Origin of the sequence: Paenibacillus sp. FSL L8-0333, from assembly GCF_037965665.1 — a bacterium.
GTDB classification, from domain to species: Bacteria; Bacillota; Bacilli; order Paenibacillales; family Paenibacillaceae; genus Paenibacillus_AQ; species Paenibacillus_AQ odorifer.
The window spans coordinates 904,122-920,076 of sequence record NZ_CP150186.1 but is presented as its reverse complement, the minus strand read 5'-3'; the positions used below and the strand labels follow the sequence as shown (position 1 = coordinate 920,076).

The following is a 15,955-nucleotide window of genomic DNA, read 5'->3' as shown; positions in this document are numbered from 1 at the left end:
ATATTTTCACAATGTACGGATTAATCCACTAGTTTGTAAAAACGGCTTGTGTATTTAATCAGGCAAAAGTGGTTACAGTAACGGCAAGGTTATGATCAAGGAGGACAAACATGGACGATACTCAAGCTTTTGTAGACAAAGTACACGACACCCAGAAGAAAGCAGAAAAGAACAAACAGAATCACGGTAAAGGAACACCAAGCCAAAAGCTGCCTAATAAACAGCACAGTAAATAGAACACGCCTCCACGAAAACAAAAAAAGCAGCAAGCCCTCCCGGATCGGAGTGACTTGCTGCTTTACTTTTTGTAAATTGAGCTTTGCTTTTAAAGGAGTTATTTACTCCATTTCACCACATTCACGGCTACCTTCTCTAATTGCGCCTTGCTCAAAGCCTTGTCTGGAGAACTAATCGTCACAAAACGATCATCCAGTTTATAGGTCAAAAACAATGAATCGCTGGTAGGGCTGTACCACTTAGCTTCTGTACCATTGGAAAGCTTTATGGTATCGCCTTTGTAATCATAGGAGTAGTCACGTGGAGAAACGTTCACCCTCATATGGTTGAACAAAAAGTACACTCCATCTTCAGAGCTAGCTGCCTTTTGATAAGCGTCTCCACTCACCATTTGTGCTGGTGCATAAACCGTTTTAAACCCATCGAAATTTGCAAAAGCTTTAGAAATTTGTTCTTTTTGAGCGTTGCTGTACTGTACTGGTGTTAATGTATCTTTATCCGGCACCACAGTTCCAGTACCCAGAATGACCTGATTCGCTGCCGCATCAAAAGTCACTGGCACCTTCAACACATCAGCCAAGGCACGTACAGGAAGATAGGTTGTATTGTTATAAGTAATCGGAGCTAATGTGTTACCTTTATTATCAACAGGCGTATAAGCTGCACCATTCACTTTAAATCCAATGCTGTGATTAAGATATGCGGTGATTTTTTGCAGCTTAGTTCCCGCGTACACACCAGCTGAACCTGTGATTGCCATCCCAAATACCATCGTTGCTATAATGAACTTTTTACTTTTCATATGTTATGCCTCCTTAGAAGATCAATCTCGGTTTTTACTTTAGCTCAAGTTTTGAAAGAATATGTCTCTAAGTTGTATTTAACTTGTACCCAATTTGTAAAGAAACTATTCATCTGGAGCTCTGGTTTGTATAAAAAAAACAGCAACCCGCTTATCCCATAAGGATTTAACGGATTGCTGAGAGCTTTAACCTTGATACGGAGTTGTAACCTTATACACTTCTGAATATAAAATTTCTCTATAAAGTTGGAATTCTTCTTCATCAACAGGGTTAGGGTAAGTCATAATTAAGAGTGGTAAGTCTTCATTTCCTTCACGCAAAGGAGGCTGCACATAATCGTAAGGATTCAAATGAAAGCCCAGCCGCTCATAAAAGCCAATTCTCCGCTGCTCCATTTCACCCAGTGGCCGCTCAACTTCCAAAAGGACAGGCTTGTTAGATAGACTGATGTATTCAGTCATCAGCTTTTTGCCAATTCCTCCGCCTCTAATGCTTGGGTCGACTGCTATATGTTCTACAAAACGAAAGCCGGGAAACTCCCAGCAGGCCATAAAAGCAACAATTTTACCCTCAGAGTTCATCTCGGTAATGAGACGATAATCTGGAACGTCCAATAACTCCTGTTGTCCCTCAAAGGTTCTGATCTCAGAAGTAGGAAATGAGGCTTCCATAATAGCGAATATTTCATCAAAAGTTGTGTGATTCATAACATAAGTTCTCACTTTCTGGATTTGTGGTCTATTATAAGTATACCTTACACATATTATCTTAACCCGAAATTCATTAAGAACTCAAGGTACTAGTACCTGGTACTAGGATAACGTGATATACTAAATAGAACAGTTATACACATCTTGTTTGATATAGGAGAGGTTCATATTGGATAATCAGCAATGGATCGCACCTGAGTTCTACAATCTCACTTCGGAAATGGAAAGCCATGCTCCTGAGAAGATTGCGCTTAAGTGGTTAAATGAGCAAGGAGATTATGAGGAAATTACTTACGGTGAATTACGCAAACAAGCTAACCGGCTGGCCGGAGGACTTGCGAAGCTTGGGCTGCAACAAGGGGATCGTGTTCTTGTTATGGTTCCACGCCGCATCATCGCTTATGTCATCTATTTAGCTTGTCTGAAACAAGGACTTGCCATCATTCCATCCTCAGAAATGCTGCGTGCCAAAGATTTATCCTACCGCCTGCGCCATTCTGAAGCCAGAGCGGTTATTGCTTGGTCCGAAGTAACCGGGGAAGTTAATAAAATCTCAGAGGATCTTCCTGCTCTCGATTACCGTCTTTCCGTATCTGGCAGCTCAGACGAACTCGGTGAAGGCTGGCTGGATCTAGAAAGTCTGATGGTTGGACAACCAGATACCTTCACAGCAGTCGCAAGCCGCCGGGATGATATGGCTATTCTCGCCTACACCTCAGGTACTACCGGCAACCCTAAAGCGGTCGTTCATAGTCATGGCTGGGGTTATGCTCACTTGCGGATCACCTCACCTCAATGGCTGGATATTCAAGGATCTGACACCGTCTGGGCAACAGCAGCTCCCGGCTGGCAAAAGTGGATCTGGAGTCCCTTCTTAACCGTTCTTGGCAACGGAGCTACAGGTTTTGTATATAGTGGATCCTTTCATCCCAAAAAATATTTGCAGCTATTGCAGGATCACAAAATTCAAGTATTATGCTGCACCCCAACGGAATATCGTCTAATGGCTAAAACAGAAGACTTAGGTCGTTACGACTTGTCTACCCTGCGTTGTGCAGTATCTGCCGGAGAGCCATTAAATCAAGAGGTCATTAACACCTTTCAGCGTGAATTCGATATCACAATCCGTGATGGGTACGGCCAGACGGAAAGCACCCTAATTATCGGAACACTCAAAGATACTCCAATACGCATTGGTTCTATGGGTAAATCAATCGCACCCGGCTTAGTCGAGGTTGTGGACGAAGACGGCAAGCCACTACCTGCTGGAGTGGTTGGTGATATTGCCGTACATTTGAGTATGCCAGCCCTGTTCCACACTTATTACAAAGATCCCGGTAGAAAAGAAAGCTCCACACACGGCGAATTCTTCATAACCGGCGACCGGGCAAAAAAAGATGAAGATGGTTATTTCTGGTTCGAGGGCCGTGGGGATGACATTATCATTAGCTCAGGTTACACTATCGGTCCTTTCGAGGTAGAAGAAGCATTGATGAAGCATGCCTCCGTTAAGGAATGTGCGGTCGTAGCCAGTCCAGACGAGATCCGTGGGCACATTGTTAAAGCATTTATCGTGCTCAAGGATGAGATTGTTGGTTCACCAGAGCTTGTAAAAGAGCTGCAATCCCATGTTAAAGAGTGGACAGCCCCTTATAAATATCCGCGCAAAATCGAGTTTATTCAGGATCTTCCGAAAACGACCTCCGGTAAAATACGGCGAGTAGAGCTTCGTGAGCAAGAGAACCAAGCTGCGCAGGAATAAACATAGCCATGGAATTCACCTTATTAAAAAATAAAGAGCAGCTAGTCCATAAATGGACTGCTGCTCTTGTTTATTTGGCATCAGGTCGTTACTCGGACCAATATTTCGCATCCGGGTTCAGCGCCGCGCCAACTTCGCCTTCTAATACTAAATCGCAATCGAGGTAGCCCTCTTCATCCAGGAAATAAACCTCCTGCTTGTAGAACTCGCATAAGGTCTCCAAGAATTTATCGGGCGAATCATACATCACGATTAAATCGCCGAAATCATGGAGCAGGTCACATACCTGTTCCACACCATCGGCAGACTTATAATAACAAATGAAATCACTGCCATAGTTCGTTAAGATAGGCAAGATAACTCCATCAGGATGTTGACCTTTTTCCTCCAATATCCCAGCTAATACCTTCATCTCCTCTTCATATTCATCCATATGAATCAGGCGGTACCCTGGAATAAATTCGATAAGGCTTGGTTCCTCTTCCTCACTGCTTGTCCCTGAGACAGTGCTATAAATAGCTTTCAGCAGTTCAGGAGTCTCCGGCAAAACTGCCGTAATCTTTGCTTCGTTACCGCCCTTGCCCAAGCTGGCAATATAATCAGGGCGTAATTCTGCGGACAGCTTAAGGTATTCTTGAAATTGTTCTGTCAATTTATTGGTGTGCATATTGTCATCCTTTACTTATTCGCAGAAGTCCACATCTTCATCAGCCACGTATCGAAGTCAGCGCCTTTTTCACCTTCATAAGCGTCGTACACGTCAACTCTCATCTTCTTCAGCTTCTCTTTGAAGTCCTCGTAAGAATGATCTCTTGGCAGGCTCTTTTTAATTCTCAGCAGGATCTTGGATACGCCTTTAACTAGTTCAGGCTTGTTCTTCGATGGCACCTTAACGTCTTCACCAAAAGCCTTCAGCTTAAGGTAAGCAGCTTCTTGAACTGTATATACAGGATCGCTCTCCATTAAACGCGTCAGGATATCGATAATTTGTTTGTGGTTGGTCTGTCCCAGCTCTTCAACTGCTTCTAGACGTGCTCTCCAATCCGCAGAGCGGTTGGCAGCTTTCTTTAATTCCTCATAATTCTCCGGTAGTTCATTGTTCAGTTCTTCGATCATTCCGTTCAATCCCCTTCTATTAAAAACTATCTATCTTACAGTAACAGTATAACCAACCATTGCGCAAGCTAAGAGAGGAAGATCTTTGCATGAATTCATGTGAATATCATATTTCCGCAAAAATATGGGTAAAGTATCCGAAGTAAGTATCCAGCGCAACATTCTATCGACTATATACGTTAGTAACTAGAGAAATTCAGACAATACATCAAGGAGAGTGACCTAAGTTGAAAAAGCATACCTTCATGCTAGCGTTAACCATTGTACTAAGTGTGGTGCTTGGCGCCTGTTCCAGCAACAACAGTAACAATGGAGCTGCCATTGAAACGAATCTAACTGCAAAAGAAATGGTCGATCAAATGCTGAGCAAAGTTGAGCAGCCATCATTAATGGAGCTTGATGCGGCTACTGTCGAACAGCTATATCATCTCAACCCAGAATTGCTTGAAGATTATAGCATTAGAATGCCTATGATGAATGTGAAAACTAACGAAATCGCCGTTCTGAAAGTTAAAGATGTAAAAGATATGACCACTGTTGAGGATGCCATTAAAGCGCGTGCAACAGATGTTCAAAAACAATTCGAAACCTATCTGCCTGATCAATACGAAAATGCCAAGAACTATAAACTTATTAAAAAGGGTAACTATTTCCTGTTCGTTATTGCTGATCCTGCGGATCAAGATAAACTCGTAGCAGACTTCGATACTTACTTCACAGAAAAATAAATAACCATGGTATTCAGCAGCCTACTTTTCCTATTCCTATTCCTGCCGGCTGTCCTAGCGCTCTATTATGTTTCGCCCTGGCGAATCAAAAACCTCATATTGTTTTTAAGCAGCCTGGTTTTTTATGCTTGGGGCGAACCTGTCTACATTGTAATCATGTTGCTGTCCACCATTACAGATTACAGCTTTGGTCTACTGCTCAGCAGACCAAAGCTGACTGCGGTGCAGCGCAAGTGGATTGTGGTTAGTTCTGTCATTATTAATCTAGGCTTATTGTCGTATTTTAAATACGCAGATTTTCTCATCCAAAATATAAATGGACTCCTCGGTACACATATTCCTTTAACGGATTTACCTTTACCTATTGGGATTTCATTTTATACTTTTCAATCCATGTCCTATATTATTGACGTCTATAGAGGAACTTCGAAAGCACAACGCAATTGGATTGATTTCGGTACATTCGTAGCGCTGTTTCCACAGTTAGTAGCAGGTCCGATTGTTCAATATAACACCATTGCCGGGCAACTACGTGAACGTTCGGTCGATATCCCCATGTTCGCAGAAGGTGTACGGAGATTCATAATCGGATTAGCCAAAAAAGTACTGCTCGCCAACAACATCGGTCTGCTCTGGCACACCATATCCAGCTCCAACCTAGATTCCCTGCCTGCTTTAACCGCTTGGCTTGGGATTATTGCGTTTGCTTTTCAGATCTATTTTGACTTCAGCGGGTATTCGGATATGGCTATTGGTCTCGGTCTCATGTTCGGCTTCCGCTTTAACGAGAACTTCAACAAACCTTATATCTCTCAGAGTATTACTGACTTCTGGCGGAGATGGCATATTTCCCTTAGCAGTTGGTTTCGTGACTATGTCTACATCCCGCTTGGAGGCAACCGCCGGGGGTTAGGCGTTCAAGTGCGCAACATCCTCATCGTATGGCTGCTCACGGGTATCTGGCACGGGGCAAGCTGGAATTTTCTGCTCTGGGGATTATACTTCGGGGTCATTCTTATCTTTGAAAAATGGTGGGGATTAAAGCTATTAAGCCACCTCCCCCGTTGGACAAGACATTTATATGCTGTAGTACTTATACTCATCGGATGGGTCTTATTCGCTTTTGAAGAACTTCCTCTGGTCATTGGCTACTTACAAGCGATGCTTGGCTTTAATGGACAGCCGTTATGGAATAATACCACTTTATACTTCACTTACACGAACGCGATTCTACTCGTGGTGTTAACCTTTGCCTCTACACCTGTGAAGCTCTCCAAGCGGATGGATTCTAGATCGGTTCCTGCTCTTGTTTGGTATGGCGTGTTATTTTTCCTATCTGTAGCCTACTTAGTAGATGCAACCTTTAATCCATTTTTATATTTCCGATTCTAACCATTAGGGGGTGATTGTTTATGAAGCTGAAGACGGATCGAATCCTGGTTGGGGGATTTGCTGCAACGTTATTTCTGGTCGCTATCCTTTTTTTCTTACTGCCTGTTCAGCGTTTCTCTGAGCTTGAGAACCGGTATTTGCAAAAGGCACCCCATCTGACATGGGACAATTTATTATCCCACACCTATGCGGAAGAGGCCGAAAGCTTTGTAACCGATCATTTTCCATTTCGGGCCAAATGGGTATGGGTGAAATCGGCGGTGGAACAGATGAGGCTGCAGCAAGAGAATAACGGAATCTATAAGGGAAAAGACGGCTATCTTTTCGAAAAATTTGCAGCACCTGATTACACTAAAGTTCAGCAATATGCAGCAGCTGTGAAACGCTTCGCCGATAACAATCCTGATGCAAACACCACTTTCTTATTGGCACCTACATCGGTTGGCTTGTACAAGGAACGTCTACCCTGGTTAGCTCCTGTCTACTCGCAAGCTGAGGTGAATCAAACAATAGCTAAGGATGTAGGAGATAGCCTTACTTTTATAAATGGATTTGATGTTCTTAGCCCACATGCCGCAGAACCCATTTACTATCGGACCGACCATCACTGGACAACCTACGGTGCCTACTTAGCTTATGTAGCCTATGCTCAAAGCATGGGCTGGCAGCCTCTGTCCCGGAGCGAATACCAGATTCAGACTGTGAGTAATTCATTTCTCGGGAGCTATCATACCCGGGGGCAATTTATCGGGGTCACACCTGACTCCATTCAAATGTACAAACCTAATCATGAGGTATCCACCCAAATGTACATTCAAGATACCGGTGAGACTTTAACAAGTATGTATGACCCAAGTTATCTGGCGAAAAAAGATAAGTACTCTTATTTCTTAGGGGGCGTACATGCGCTCATGAAAATTACCAGCCAGCTTGATCCAACAACGGTCAAACAGGAAAAGCTGCTCGTCATCAAAGACTCCTATGCACATAGCGTTATTCCTTTCCTGACTCAGCATGTGCCTGAAATCCATGTGATCGATATCCGTTATTATAATGGAAACATCAGTGATTATATGGCTCAAAATGACATCAAGGATGTCTTGCTGCTTTTTAATACGGCTACTTTTATTGATAATGCGGCGCTTTTGAAGCTTAATTAATGATATTGCGATGGATGCGGTGAAAAGACCTTTAATATGGTGTTGTGCGTAACTGCGGGAATGTTGGACTTTCGGTCGCTGTTGTCTCCAGATGTTTTTGATTTTACCGCTATCAGCGGATAACATCCGGAGACAGCTTATGCTTCCGATGCGAGCTTTCCTTCGGAAAGCTTTCAGGCGAACGCTAACGCTCCTACAGTTCCAAAATTCCCTCCTTAACTTCAAACCAAATACTAAAACTAATATACGAGTCCTCTAATCTGGACTCGTATTTCAGATCGTTTTTAGCAAGTATCTCCGCGACGATGGACAGGCCAAGTCCAGTACCGGAGATTTCTTTATTTCGAGACTCTTCAATTACATAGAATGGGTCCCAGATATACGCTAAATGCTCCGTTTTCAGGCGAGTGGTTTTATTGGAGATCGTAAATTTTAATGTACGCGTAGTGTCACTCCGTAGTTTTATTTCAAAAAAATCCTCTTCACCATACTTAATGGCATTACTAATTAAGTTGTTGAATACTATCTCGATTTGGCTGATATCTTCTTCAACGATAGAGGATTCAAGCGAATGAAAGTCGCTCATTAAGGTTATGTTTTTATTTTTTAACGTAATATTATATTGTGAGATCACTTTTAGCAGAAGCTCTTTAAGATCAAAAGGCTCTTTATGCACTTCTGACTTCTGGATCTTGGACAATTTAATTAAATAATCCACCATATCCGACGTATACTTCACTTGCTCCAAAATGATATCCGTATACGTGCCATCATCCAGACCGTCCTGAATGCCAATCGTATATGCTTGGATTAAGGATAATGGTGTTTTCACTTCATGCGAAATGCTTGAGATAAGGGTATTTAAACTTTGATTTTTCTCCTCCAATTTGGCATGGGTGCTCTTTAGACGCTGACTCATCTGATTGATGCTTTTCGAGAGCTCTTCGATTTCATCCCCCGTTTGAATCGTCACTTGTTTAAAATCGAGATTGGATATATCCTTTGCGACATCCTGCAATTGTTCTAACGGTGTAATGATCTTTTTTGAAAAATAAGCCACTAACAGCAAACTGATAATAATCCCCAATAGAATGGAGTAAAAGCTGAATTGATTTACGAGGGTCAAGGCATCTGTATTGTGCACAACCACAGTTCCGATGAGGATCAGACTGCTATCCTGCTCGTATATTTTCGTTAACAGACTCGATTTCAATTTGCCCTGATTAAATAAAAGATTAACCGTGTTGCCTTGTCTTACTTTTTGTAATACCTCATCTGTGATCCAAAATTTATTAAGTGCCACCTTATCTTTAAACAACGCAAATTGAATATTTTCATTAATTTCTGCTGTACTTCCACTGTTTTCAACCCTAACAATCGTTACGTTATTATTGTTCTCGATCCTGCTTTCATTTTCCATGAGTTGATCCAAACGGAGATCCTTTACTTCGTCATAAATGGTGTTGATCTTGGTTTTCATTTTGTATAGGTAATAATCTGCTGAGAAATAGTTGTGCAGGAAATAAGACGTACCAAAAACAATCAGCAAAATAATGCTCACCATGATCAATAACTTCGTACTTATTTTATGAATTTTTATCATGGAAGCTGTACCCCATTCCCCTATGCGTGATCACGTGGTCGGCCCCAATCTTATCGCGCAGCCTCTTAATATGCGTATCTACCGTTCTTTCTTCGCCCAGATAATCCATTCCCCAAACCGCAGACAATAAGGCATCTCTGGATAAAATACGCCCTTTATGCTCGTACAGGAAGGTTAGCAATTCAAATTCTTTTTTATATAACGCCAGTTCGGCCCCATTCTTGTACACTTTCTTCCGCTCAAAATCGATTTCTAAATCCCTAATCGCAGCCACTTTTTCGGTGCCTAGCATTTTTTTAATTCTAAGCATCAAAATCCGTGGGTCGAATGGTTTTCTTATATATTCATCTGCCCCTATATCCAAGGCACTGAATTCATCATCATGGGAAGACCTTGCGGTCAGCATTACAACTTTAGCCAAACTGACCTTCTTGATTTCATTACAGACCTCAAGACCGCTTCGCTTAGGCATCATCCAATCCAGCACCACAAGATCGATCCTATTCGAAAAAAAGAGCTCAAGCGCCTCCTCACCATCCGCAGCTGTCCAAACGTTATAGCCTTCTTTTTCAAAATAAGTCTTCAATATAGTGATCATATGTTTCTCATCATCCGCAATTAAGATATTCAAAGTTTAGATTCTCCTTGCTGTAGTTATCAGAAGAAAAAGGCGAAATCCTTTACAGGTTTCACCTTTTCATATATTTTCATGCTACGCTATTGCAACTTCTCTAGTCCCTTCGTCAGTACGTTCCATATCGGGTTATCGACTGTCTTTCGATCAGGCTGTTCACCCTTCTCTATCGCTTCCCAATACTCCCAGGTTGGAGGCTCAATGCCAAGTTCATAATCCATGCCATCCCAAGTATCCTCCCGGAACGCATAAAACGCCCAGTGCCAGCCGTAATCATCAAAAATCGAGATTAAATCAGCCAAGTATTGATCTGCACCTTTTACAAGCCGGTTCGTGCCAAATTCTTCAGCGACAATACGATTAGCAGGGATGTTATTCTTTTCTGCCCACTGTGCGATAGGTTCTAGAAAATCCTTTAAAGCTTTCTTATTAAATGCTTTTTCCGTCTTCTCCTCACCCACTTTAACCGTTCCAGGATATTCATAGGTTAAGCCTTTTTTCTTATTTTGGCTGGTGAGTTCGTAAGGTTCATACATATGAAAAGCATATAATACATTTGCATCATCGATGGGTTTCAAATATTTAAAGGCCCATGGCGTGGCATACAGACCTGAATTAACGATAATAGGGGTTTCCGTATCTACGGTTCGAATCGCTGTCACAATAGTCTCATATAAAAGATTCAAATCCGCCGGAGTATTCTCCACTGAGCTATACCACTCGTTGTAATCCTCTGTCCAGAAATCATTAAATCCAGTAGCTTGTTCAGGATGTGGCTCATTAATAAGATTATAGCCGACCACTGCAGGATGATCTTTTAATCTTTCCGCAAGATCCTTCCAAAACGTTGCCGCTTGTTCATGATAACTGAAATCCTTCCAGATTCGATCATCATTTGTATAATCATTAAACTGTCGCCACCGATCTCCGGGCAGACTAAGGACTGTCAGCACTACTTTTGAACCCCGCGCCTCGGCTGCATCCAAGTCTGCCTTTAACGCTGTGAAATCGTCCTCAACAAGCCCCTCGTATTTATCTGCATTCCCTATTAAAAAGTCTTTGTCTGGATTGGCATCCGGTTGATCGTTAAACAGGAAATCACTATCTTTTGCCCATTTATCTGGCGCAAGTCGAATGAACTCTATATTATTTTCTTTCGCCGCATCATAATTTTCGGGTATAGATTTGGAGTTCATAAAATTTGTTCCTTTTCGCTGTTGATCCCAGAAAACGATCTTCTCATTGACCTCTTTCTTTACCTCCTTATCCGGTTCAAGATTTGCTTGTGGTGTTGCTGCACTGCATCCTACAACTGCCAACAAAATCAATACGATAAACCCTTTAAACTTCTTCATTCTCTCACCTCGTAACCTATCGTAGCCAATCTCTGTTACAAGAGTGTCACAAGGCATACCTAAAAAGACTGCCCTAAGGATGTCGGCAGACATTTTAGGACAGCCCGATCATATTAATAGAATATAAAATAAATGCTTACTGATTAGTACTTCGACGGGAATGTGACTCCGCATAGGCATCATGACGGAAGTTCAGAATAGGATCTTCTGAGCATTCAATGCCGGCAGGTACAACCGTCGGATCAAAAACGTACTCTTGAGCCTTCTCGTCTGCCACGCCGGTGATCGACAAATGTCCGACGACAATCCGTTCCCGGTCTTCGGGCCAAGCAGACGTCGGGTCATCCGTAGGATCTCCCTCCTGTCCGAGAATTACTGTCAATTGAAACGTCACAGGACCTTTGGACAGTCTCTCGATTAGTTCATCCTCCAAATAATCGGGAGATCGATTCTCCACCTCTTCCTTGACCAGAAAGTGCAGACCCGCTTCCGGTTCCCACTCATATTTAATAGCCCGCCGCTCGCCAGCAGCATTGATGAAGTAATAGGCATGAATGGAATGATAACGATTGGTTGCAAAACTGAGTGGCGATTGCAGCATTTTCACGGCTTGAAGCCCAGCCCGGCTTTCCGAATACTTCTCCATGACCGCTTTGAATTTGTCTGCAATGGTCGCTCCCTCAAACGAATTTTCTTTAATTGTACGTAAGATATTAATAAAGGATTGCGGTGTTTTGGCAAAAAAGATCGGTAATGTAATTGTCACCAAACTTGTCACGCCCCCATCAGGCAATACAAACTGAACCGCCATTCCTTTTGCAGGCGAAAAAACATCAGGGATGGACGGATTAGTCGAGCTATTGGAGAAGCGTACGAGAGCTTGCACCTCATGATTTTGCAAATGTGCCGCTGTTGTCAAAGGACCCGCTTGGCCGTTAGGGGTGAACACCGCCTGGTAGACAACACCTTTGGCGTGCGCGCGTCGATAACCCGGATATTTGCCTGCTACCTCCTCAATGGAGTTTACTGCTTCTTCTGCGAGTTCAGACGACACTGATTTATTATTGTTCATTTTCGTTCACCTCTTTGTAATTTATCAGGAAGGAAAAGGGGACAAGGCCCCCTTTTCTAGTTTTTCAGCTTTGTGATGCGTCAAGTAGGTCGTTCCAGGCCTTCGTAATTCGCTGTCCACGCCAAATATCTCTGACCGTGGCATCGGGATAAGCACTGTACCAGCCAGATGCAGTGATCTGATGGTTGGCGATGAAATCTTTCGCTTCCGAAGATTCAATTCCCGGAAAATCCTTCACTTCATTAAACATGTTATTCAACAACTCTGGAATTTCAGTTCCAAAATCATCAATATAACTATCCCAGTCGCCATCATAAGCCGTCGCGAACAACAGCCGCGTGTCGTTATCAAAGATTACGAAGCGCATGTCGTGAACGGTCGCGATCTTCGCCATCGTTTCGGCTTGTCTCGATGCGCTTTTTTTCAGCTTCTCACGGAGACGATCCGCCCCACCATCTTTAAGCGGCGCAATGATGGTAAGCTCAGATATTTCACCTTCCCGCAGGCCGGCACGTCCAGCGCTTGTAATCGGATTAGTCTGATCTTGTCCTTCTAACATGTTAATTCCTCCTTAGATATATGTTGATCCAACTCTGCCATCCACCGTAATGCAGTCATGCTGGGAACAAAGAAATACTCCCCGCCTTTGGTGATTGAAAAACTTGGAATTTCTTTCATCCGGTGGCGAATAGGTTTGTCCGGAATGGTAAACATCCCTTCCCCCTCATTCTTACCGGTAATAGGGTCTTTCTCGGTTGACATACCCGCGAAATTGCCTCCATTTAACCAATCGGTCTTGATAAACTCGAATTGGCGGGACAATGAGCTGCATATACCTGCAAAAATAAGGCCTCTATCCTGACCATCATCCTCCATTACACCTTTTGGCAGTATAGGGCCATACATCGTTGACCGCCGGAGCAACCGGTGGATGTTCACATTAACAACCGAACCCTGCAAGCTGTCACGGGGAAATGCACGACGGATATGCGAGCTTACCGGACATTTCAACCCTTTATGATCATCCCCGTACGTAAATGCGTTCCGTCGGCTGACATCTTCGCCCAGTGCCGGGTCATCTGCTTCAGGAGCCAGACTTAAAGGGGCTCCGCTCGGCCATCTTCCTACCATTTTAGCGGCCAAAAGTTCTTCCTCTTCCCGATTATCCGCATGCTCCCGCAAATAACGACGGAAAGCCGCGACCCTCATATGCAATTTGCGGAAACTGAGGTAACTTCCATTGTGGCCAAGTTCTGCCGGCTGTGGTCCCTGTGTTATGGTGCCAGATTCATTTAAATGCCCGAACAGGAATTCACCGGCTTTAATCTCCGCTTCCTGCCCCACCGCGTTGAGTACATGGTTTCCTTCGATTCTCGGATTGCTGATTCCATCCATGAAGCCCAGATGAGTACGTCCGTCAGGATTCATTCCGACATCCAGCTGGTAAACGACGGATACACCATTCAGTTCACAGTGGATTCGACGGGCTGCTTCTTCTGCTTGAAGCAGCGCTTCTTTGGTGGGCGCGAACAGAGCAAGCGCCACATCGACTTTGTCAGTACCCAGCGGGTCTTCCCAGTGCTCCGGGCTGCTTTCGTTTACATCCCCTAGCTTAGCTGCCCGGGCAGCCATACCCTCCCGGAACTCCAGGTCGAAGCTGTTGAGCGACTCCTGAGGAATCCCCAGCTTCTGGAGTCCTTGATAAGTAAAACCAACGTTGACCCAAGCACCTTCGTGAGGATTACTCCACTGTCCGGCCGACGTCACTTCGTCGAGAAGCCGCTTCAGCATCACTTTCCCGTCCTGTTGATGATCGATGGACAGCAATATATAGGTCCCAACGTAAGGGGTAGGGCGTTCTTGTAAGACGATTCCTTGAATGTCATCATAATTCAGTTCTTCCGTTTCTGTACCTATGACGTTCACTCCTCCCTCGTCTTAAAGTTGTCTTCATAATATTAAAAACGGGTATTCTCTCATCCATCTCTCGATCTAATTAAACTTAGCTCTAAATGGTTAATCAGGTTAACAGTCCTCCCCAACTAGACAATAACGGTGCATTGTCTAAAAAATAGACACATCGTTAGATTTGTCTAAAATCGAGACAAAAAAAGAGATATTCCAAAACCGGACCGGCTTTAGAACATCTCTTATCTTCGACTAACCTCACAAATCATATTCATAGTTATCAAACTTGCCATCTGAGGCGAAGACATATTCACAGATGTTCTCACCCCATCTAGCTATAACACTAAAGACGCGACCCGAAGTGGGAATATCACTGGTGGATGCTGGGGGGGTCACAAATTCATATTTCCCTTCGACGAGTGTTACAGGAACTTCTACAATTGGAAGCTGCGATTCATCAAAGCTCTCAGTTAGATAGGCCATCTTTACTGTGACTTCACTCGGTGCGTAATCTCCAAAGTCGACCTGCATTTTCTCCCCTGGTTTCAAGCGATGCAGACCCGTTAGAAGCGTAGGTTCACTATGCCAAGCCGTATAGTAAAAGGAAGCCCGATCATAGTCCGCTCCATTCCAGCTCGTCTTTAGAATGACATAGTTCTCTATAGCATCTGTACTATTCTCATGTGTAATGATAAGGGGCGACGGTTCAGCAGGACTTTTGAAAGAGCTCTCGGATTTACTCATTATTCCTCCGCGTTCCCCAAGCACCACCGCACCAATGATAACCACTGCCAACAGCATTAATGAAATCAATAATATCCTTTTAGACTTATTCCTATGTTTGATAATAGCTCCCGCCTTTCCTTAAACTTCTAACCCTTCTTTCATTTAACACTTGATCATCAAGCCATGCAAGTAGGTAGCTGATGAATTACATAGCAAATCCAAGAGTTAACTCTCCTTCTATCATATTCTATTTCTAGGAGGTGAATATAATATGACCATTCAGTTTGTAGATTTAAGACTATCCAACCAAGCTGCTTCGGATGCTACACCAGCAGTTATTCCACTAGCAGCGACCCCCCTTGTTTTTGGGGATATTGGTATTCAGACCGCAGGCGTGTCGGCTGAGAATCAAGGCAATGTCCGCGTACTTTTGACCGGATTTCTAAAAGTAGAAAACAATCCTCTTTTCAATACCAATACCGTTAATGTTCGCAGAAACGGAACGATCATTTTCACCACGACATTTGGGGTTGCGATCAGCAGAGAAAATGAAGCTTTCGGTTTTACAGCAGTAGATATCCCACCACCAGCGGCTGTCGCAACAGGTCAAATTCAGTATACAGCGGAGATCTTCACCAATGCAGCCGCAACAGATCCCTTTAATAATGTCCAAGCCAGAAACTTTAGTGGCGTTGCAGCTGCGGGTAACTCCTAACATGAACATGTAGTGGGTGAGGGAGCGAATTGCC

17 protein-coding genes are annotated in these 15,955 nt (G+C 43.5%); 6 read left to right on the top strand and 11 right to left on the bottom strand.

Features of this window, described 5'->3' with window-relative positions; all coding sequences use genetic code 11:
* Positions 1-110 precede the first annotated feature (110 nt).
* Positions 111-236, top strand: a complete 126-nt coding sequence (locus NYE72_RS04000; protein ID WP_051491363.1) for a DUF4023 domain-containing protein — start codon at positions 111-113, stop codon at positions 234-236.
* 98 nt (positions 237-334) lie between these two features.
* On the opposite strand, the gene NYE72_RS03995 is transcribed toward NYE72_RS04000, so the two are convergent.
* Positions 335-1,039 (bottom strand): hypothetical protein, encoded by a 705-nt coding sequence (locus NYE72_RS03995; protein WP_036684919.1) that lies wholly within the window; start codon positions 1,037-1,039, stop codon positions 335-337.
* Between the two features lie 186 nt (positions 1,040-1,225).
* Entirely contained in the window at positions 1,226-1,747 is a 522-nt protein-coding gene (locus tag NYE72_RS03990; protein ID WP_036684918.1) for a GNAT family N-acetyltransferase, read from the bottom strand.
* 169 nt (positions 1,748-1,916) lie between these two features.
* On the opposite strand from NYE72_RS03990, the gene NYE72_RS03985 reads away from it, so the two are divergent.
* Entirely contained in the window at positions 1,917-3,512 is a 1,596-nt protein-coding gene (locus tag NYE72_RS03985; RefSeq protein WP_036684916.1) for an AMP-binding protein, read from the top strand.
* Between the two features lie 88 nt (positions 3,513-3,600).
* Here the strand turns inward: NYE72_RS03985 and NYE72_RS03980 are convergent, their stop codons facing one another.
* A complete protein-coding gene (locus NYE72_RS03980) occupies positions 3,601-4,179 on the bottom strand; it encodes an SMI1/KNR4 family protein (protein ID WP_076098672.1) in 579 nt (192 codons plus the stop codon).
* 11 nt (positions 4,180-4,190) lie between these two features.
* Positions 4,191-4,628, bottom strand: a complete 438-nt coding sequence (locus tag NYE72_RS03975) for a HEAT repeat domain-containing protein (protein ID WP_036684913.1) — start codon at positions 4,626-4,628, stop codon at positions 4,191-4,193.
* Between the two features lie 227 nt (positions 4,629-4,855).
* Between NYE72_RS03975 and NYE72_RS03970 the strand changes: the two genes are divergently transcribed.
* The 3 genes from NYE72_RS03970 to NYE72_RS03960 are packed head-to-tail and all read left to right on the top strand — an operon-like array spanning position 4,856 to position 7,908.
* The gene (locus NYE72_RS03970; protein WP_036684911.1) at positions 4,856-5,356 is read left to right on the top strand and encodes a DUF4358 domain-containing protein; all 501 of its coding nucleotides are present in this window, start codon (positions 4,856-4,858) and stop codon (positions 5,354-5,356) included.
* 6 nt (positions 5,357-5,362) lie between these two features.
* Complete coding sequence (locus NYE72_RS03965; RefSeq protein ID WP_036684909.1) at positions 5,363-6,748, top strand: MBOAT family O-acyltransferase; 1,386 nt, start codon at positions 5,363-5,365, stop codon at positions 6,746-6,748.
* Positions 6,749-6,768: 20 nt separating this feature from the next.
* Positions 6,769-7,908, top strand: a complete 1,140-nt coding sequence (locus NYE72_RS03960; protein WP_076142145.1) for a DHHW family protein — start codon at positions 6,769-6,771, stop codon at positions 7,906-7,908.
* Between the two features lie 193 nt (positions 7,909-8,101).
* Here NYE72_RS03960 and NYE72_RS03955 read toward each other — a convergent pair whose 3' ends face one another.
* From NYE72_RS03955 to NYE72_RS03925, 7 genes are all read right to left on the bottom strand, one after another.
* Complete coding sequence (locus NYE72_RS03955) at positions 8,102-9,511, bottom strand: HAMP domain-containing sensor histidine kinase (RefSeq protein WP_081390173.1); 1,410 nt, start codon at positions 9,509-9,511, stop codon at positions 8,102-8,104.
* Entirely contained in the window at positions 9,495-10,142 is a 648-nt protein-coding gene (locus tag NYE72_RS03950) for a response regulator transcription factor (RefSeq protein ID WP_076142146.1), read from the bottom strand. The genes NYE72_RS03955 and NYE72_RS03950 overlap by 17 nt, the downstream gene beginning before the upstream one ends.
* An 86-nt stretch (positions 10,143-10,228) precedes the next feature.
* The gene (locus NYE72_RS03945; RefSeq protein ID WP_052096780.1) at positions 10,229-11,500 is read right to left on the bottom strand and encodes a cellulase family glycosylhydrolase; all 1,272 of its coding nucleotides are present in this window, start codon (positions 11,498-11,500) and stop codon (positions 10,229-10,231) included.
* 136 nt (positions 11,501-11,636) lie between these two features.
* Positions 11,637-12,572 (bottom strand): catalase family peroxidase, encoded by a 936-nt coding sequence (locus NYE72_RS03940; RefSeq protein ID WP_038568789.1) that lies wholly within the window; start codon positions 12,570-12,572, stop codon positions 11,637-11,639.
* A 64-nt stretch (positions 12,573-12,636) separates the two neighbouring features.
* Positions 12,637-13,131, bottom strand: a complete 495-nt coding sequence (locus NYE72_RS03935) for a hypothetical protein (protein ID WP_052096778.1) — start codon at positions 13,129-13,131, stop codon at positions 12,637-12,639.
* Positions 13,125-14,498 (bottom strand): Dyp-type peroxidase, encoded by a 1,374-nt coding sequence (locus NYE72_RS03930; protein WP_081386542.1) that lies wholly within the window; start codon positions 14,496-14,498, stop codon positions 13,125-13,127. The genes NYE72_RS03935 and NYE72_RS03930 overlap by 7 nt, the downstream gene beginning before the upstream one ends.
* A gap of 240 nt (positions 14,499-14,738) precedes the next feature.
* Positions 14,739-15,293 (bottom strand): hypothetical protein, encoded by a 555-nt coding sequence (locus NYE72_RS03925; RefSeq protein ID WP_076142147.1) that lies wholly within the window; start codon positions 15,291-15,293, stop codon positions 14,739-14,741.
* A gap of 184 nt (positions 15,294-15,477) precedes the next feature.
* Between NYE72_RS03925 and NYE72_RS03920 the strand changes: the two genes are divergently transcribed.
* A complete protein-coding gene (locus tag NYE72_RS03920; RefSeq protein WP_036684901.1) occupies positions 15,478-15,921 on the top strand; it encodes a hypothetical protein in 444 nt (147 codons plus the stop codon).
* The last annotated feature ends 34 nt before the right edge of the window (positions 15,922-15,955 follow it).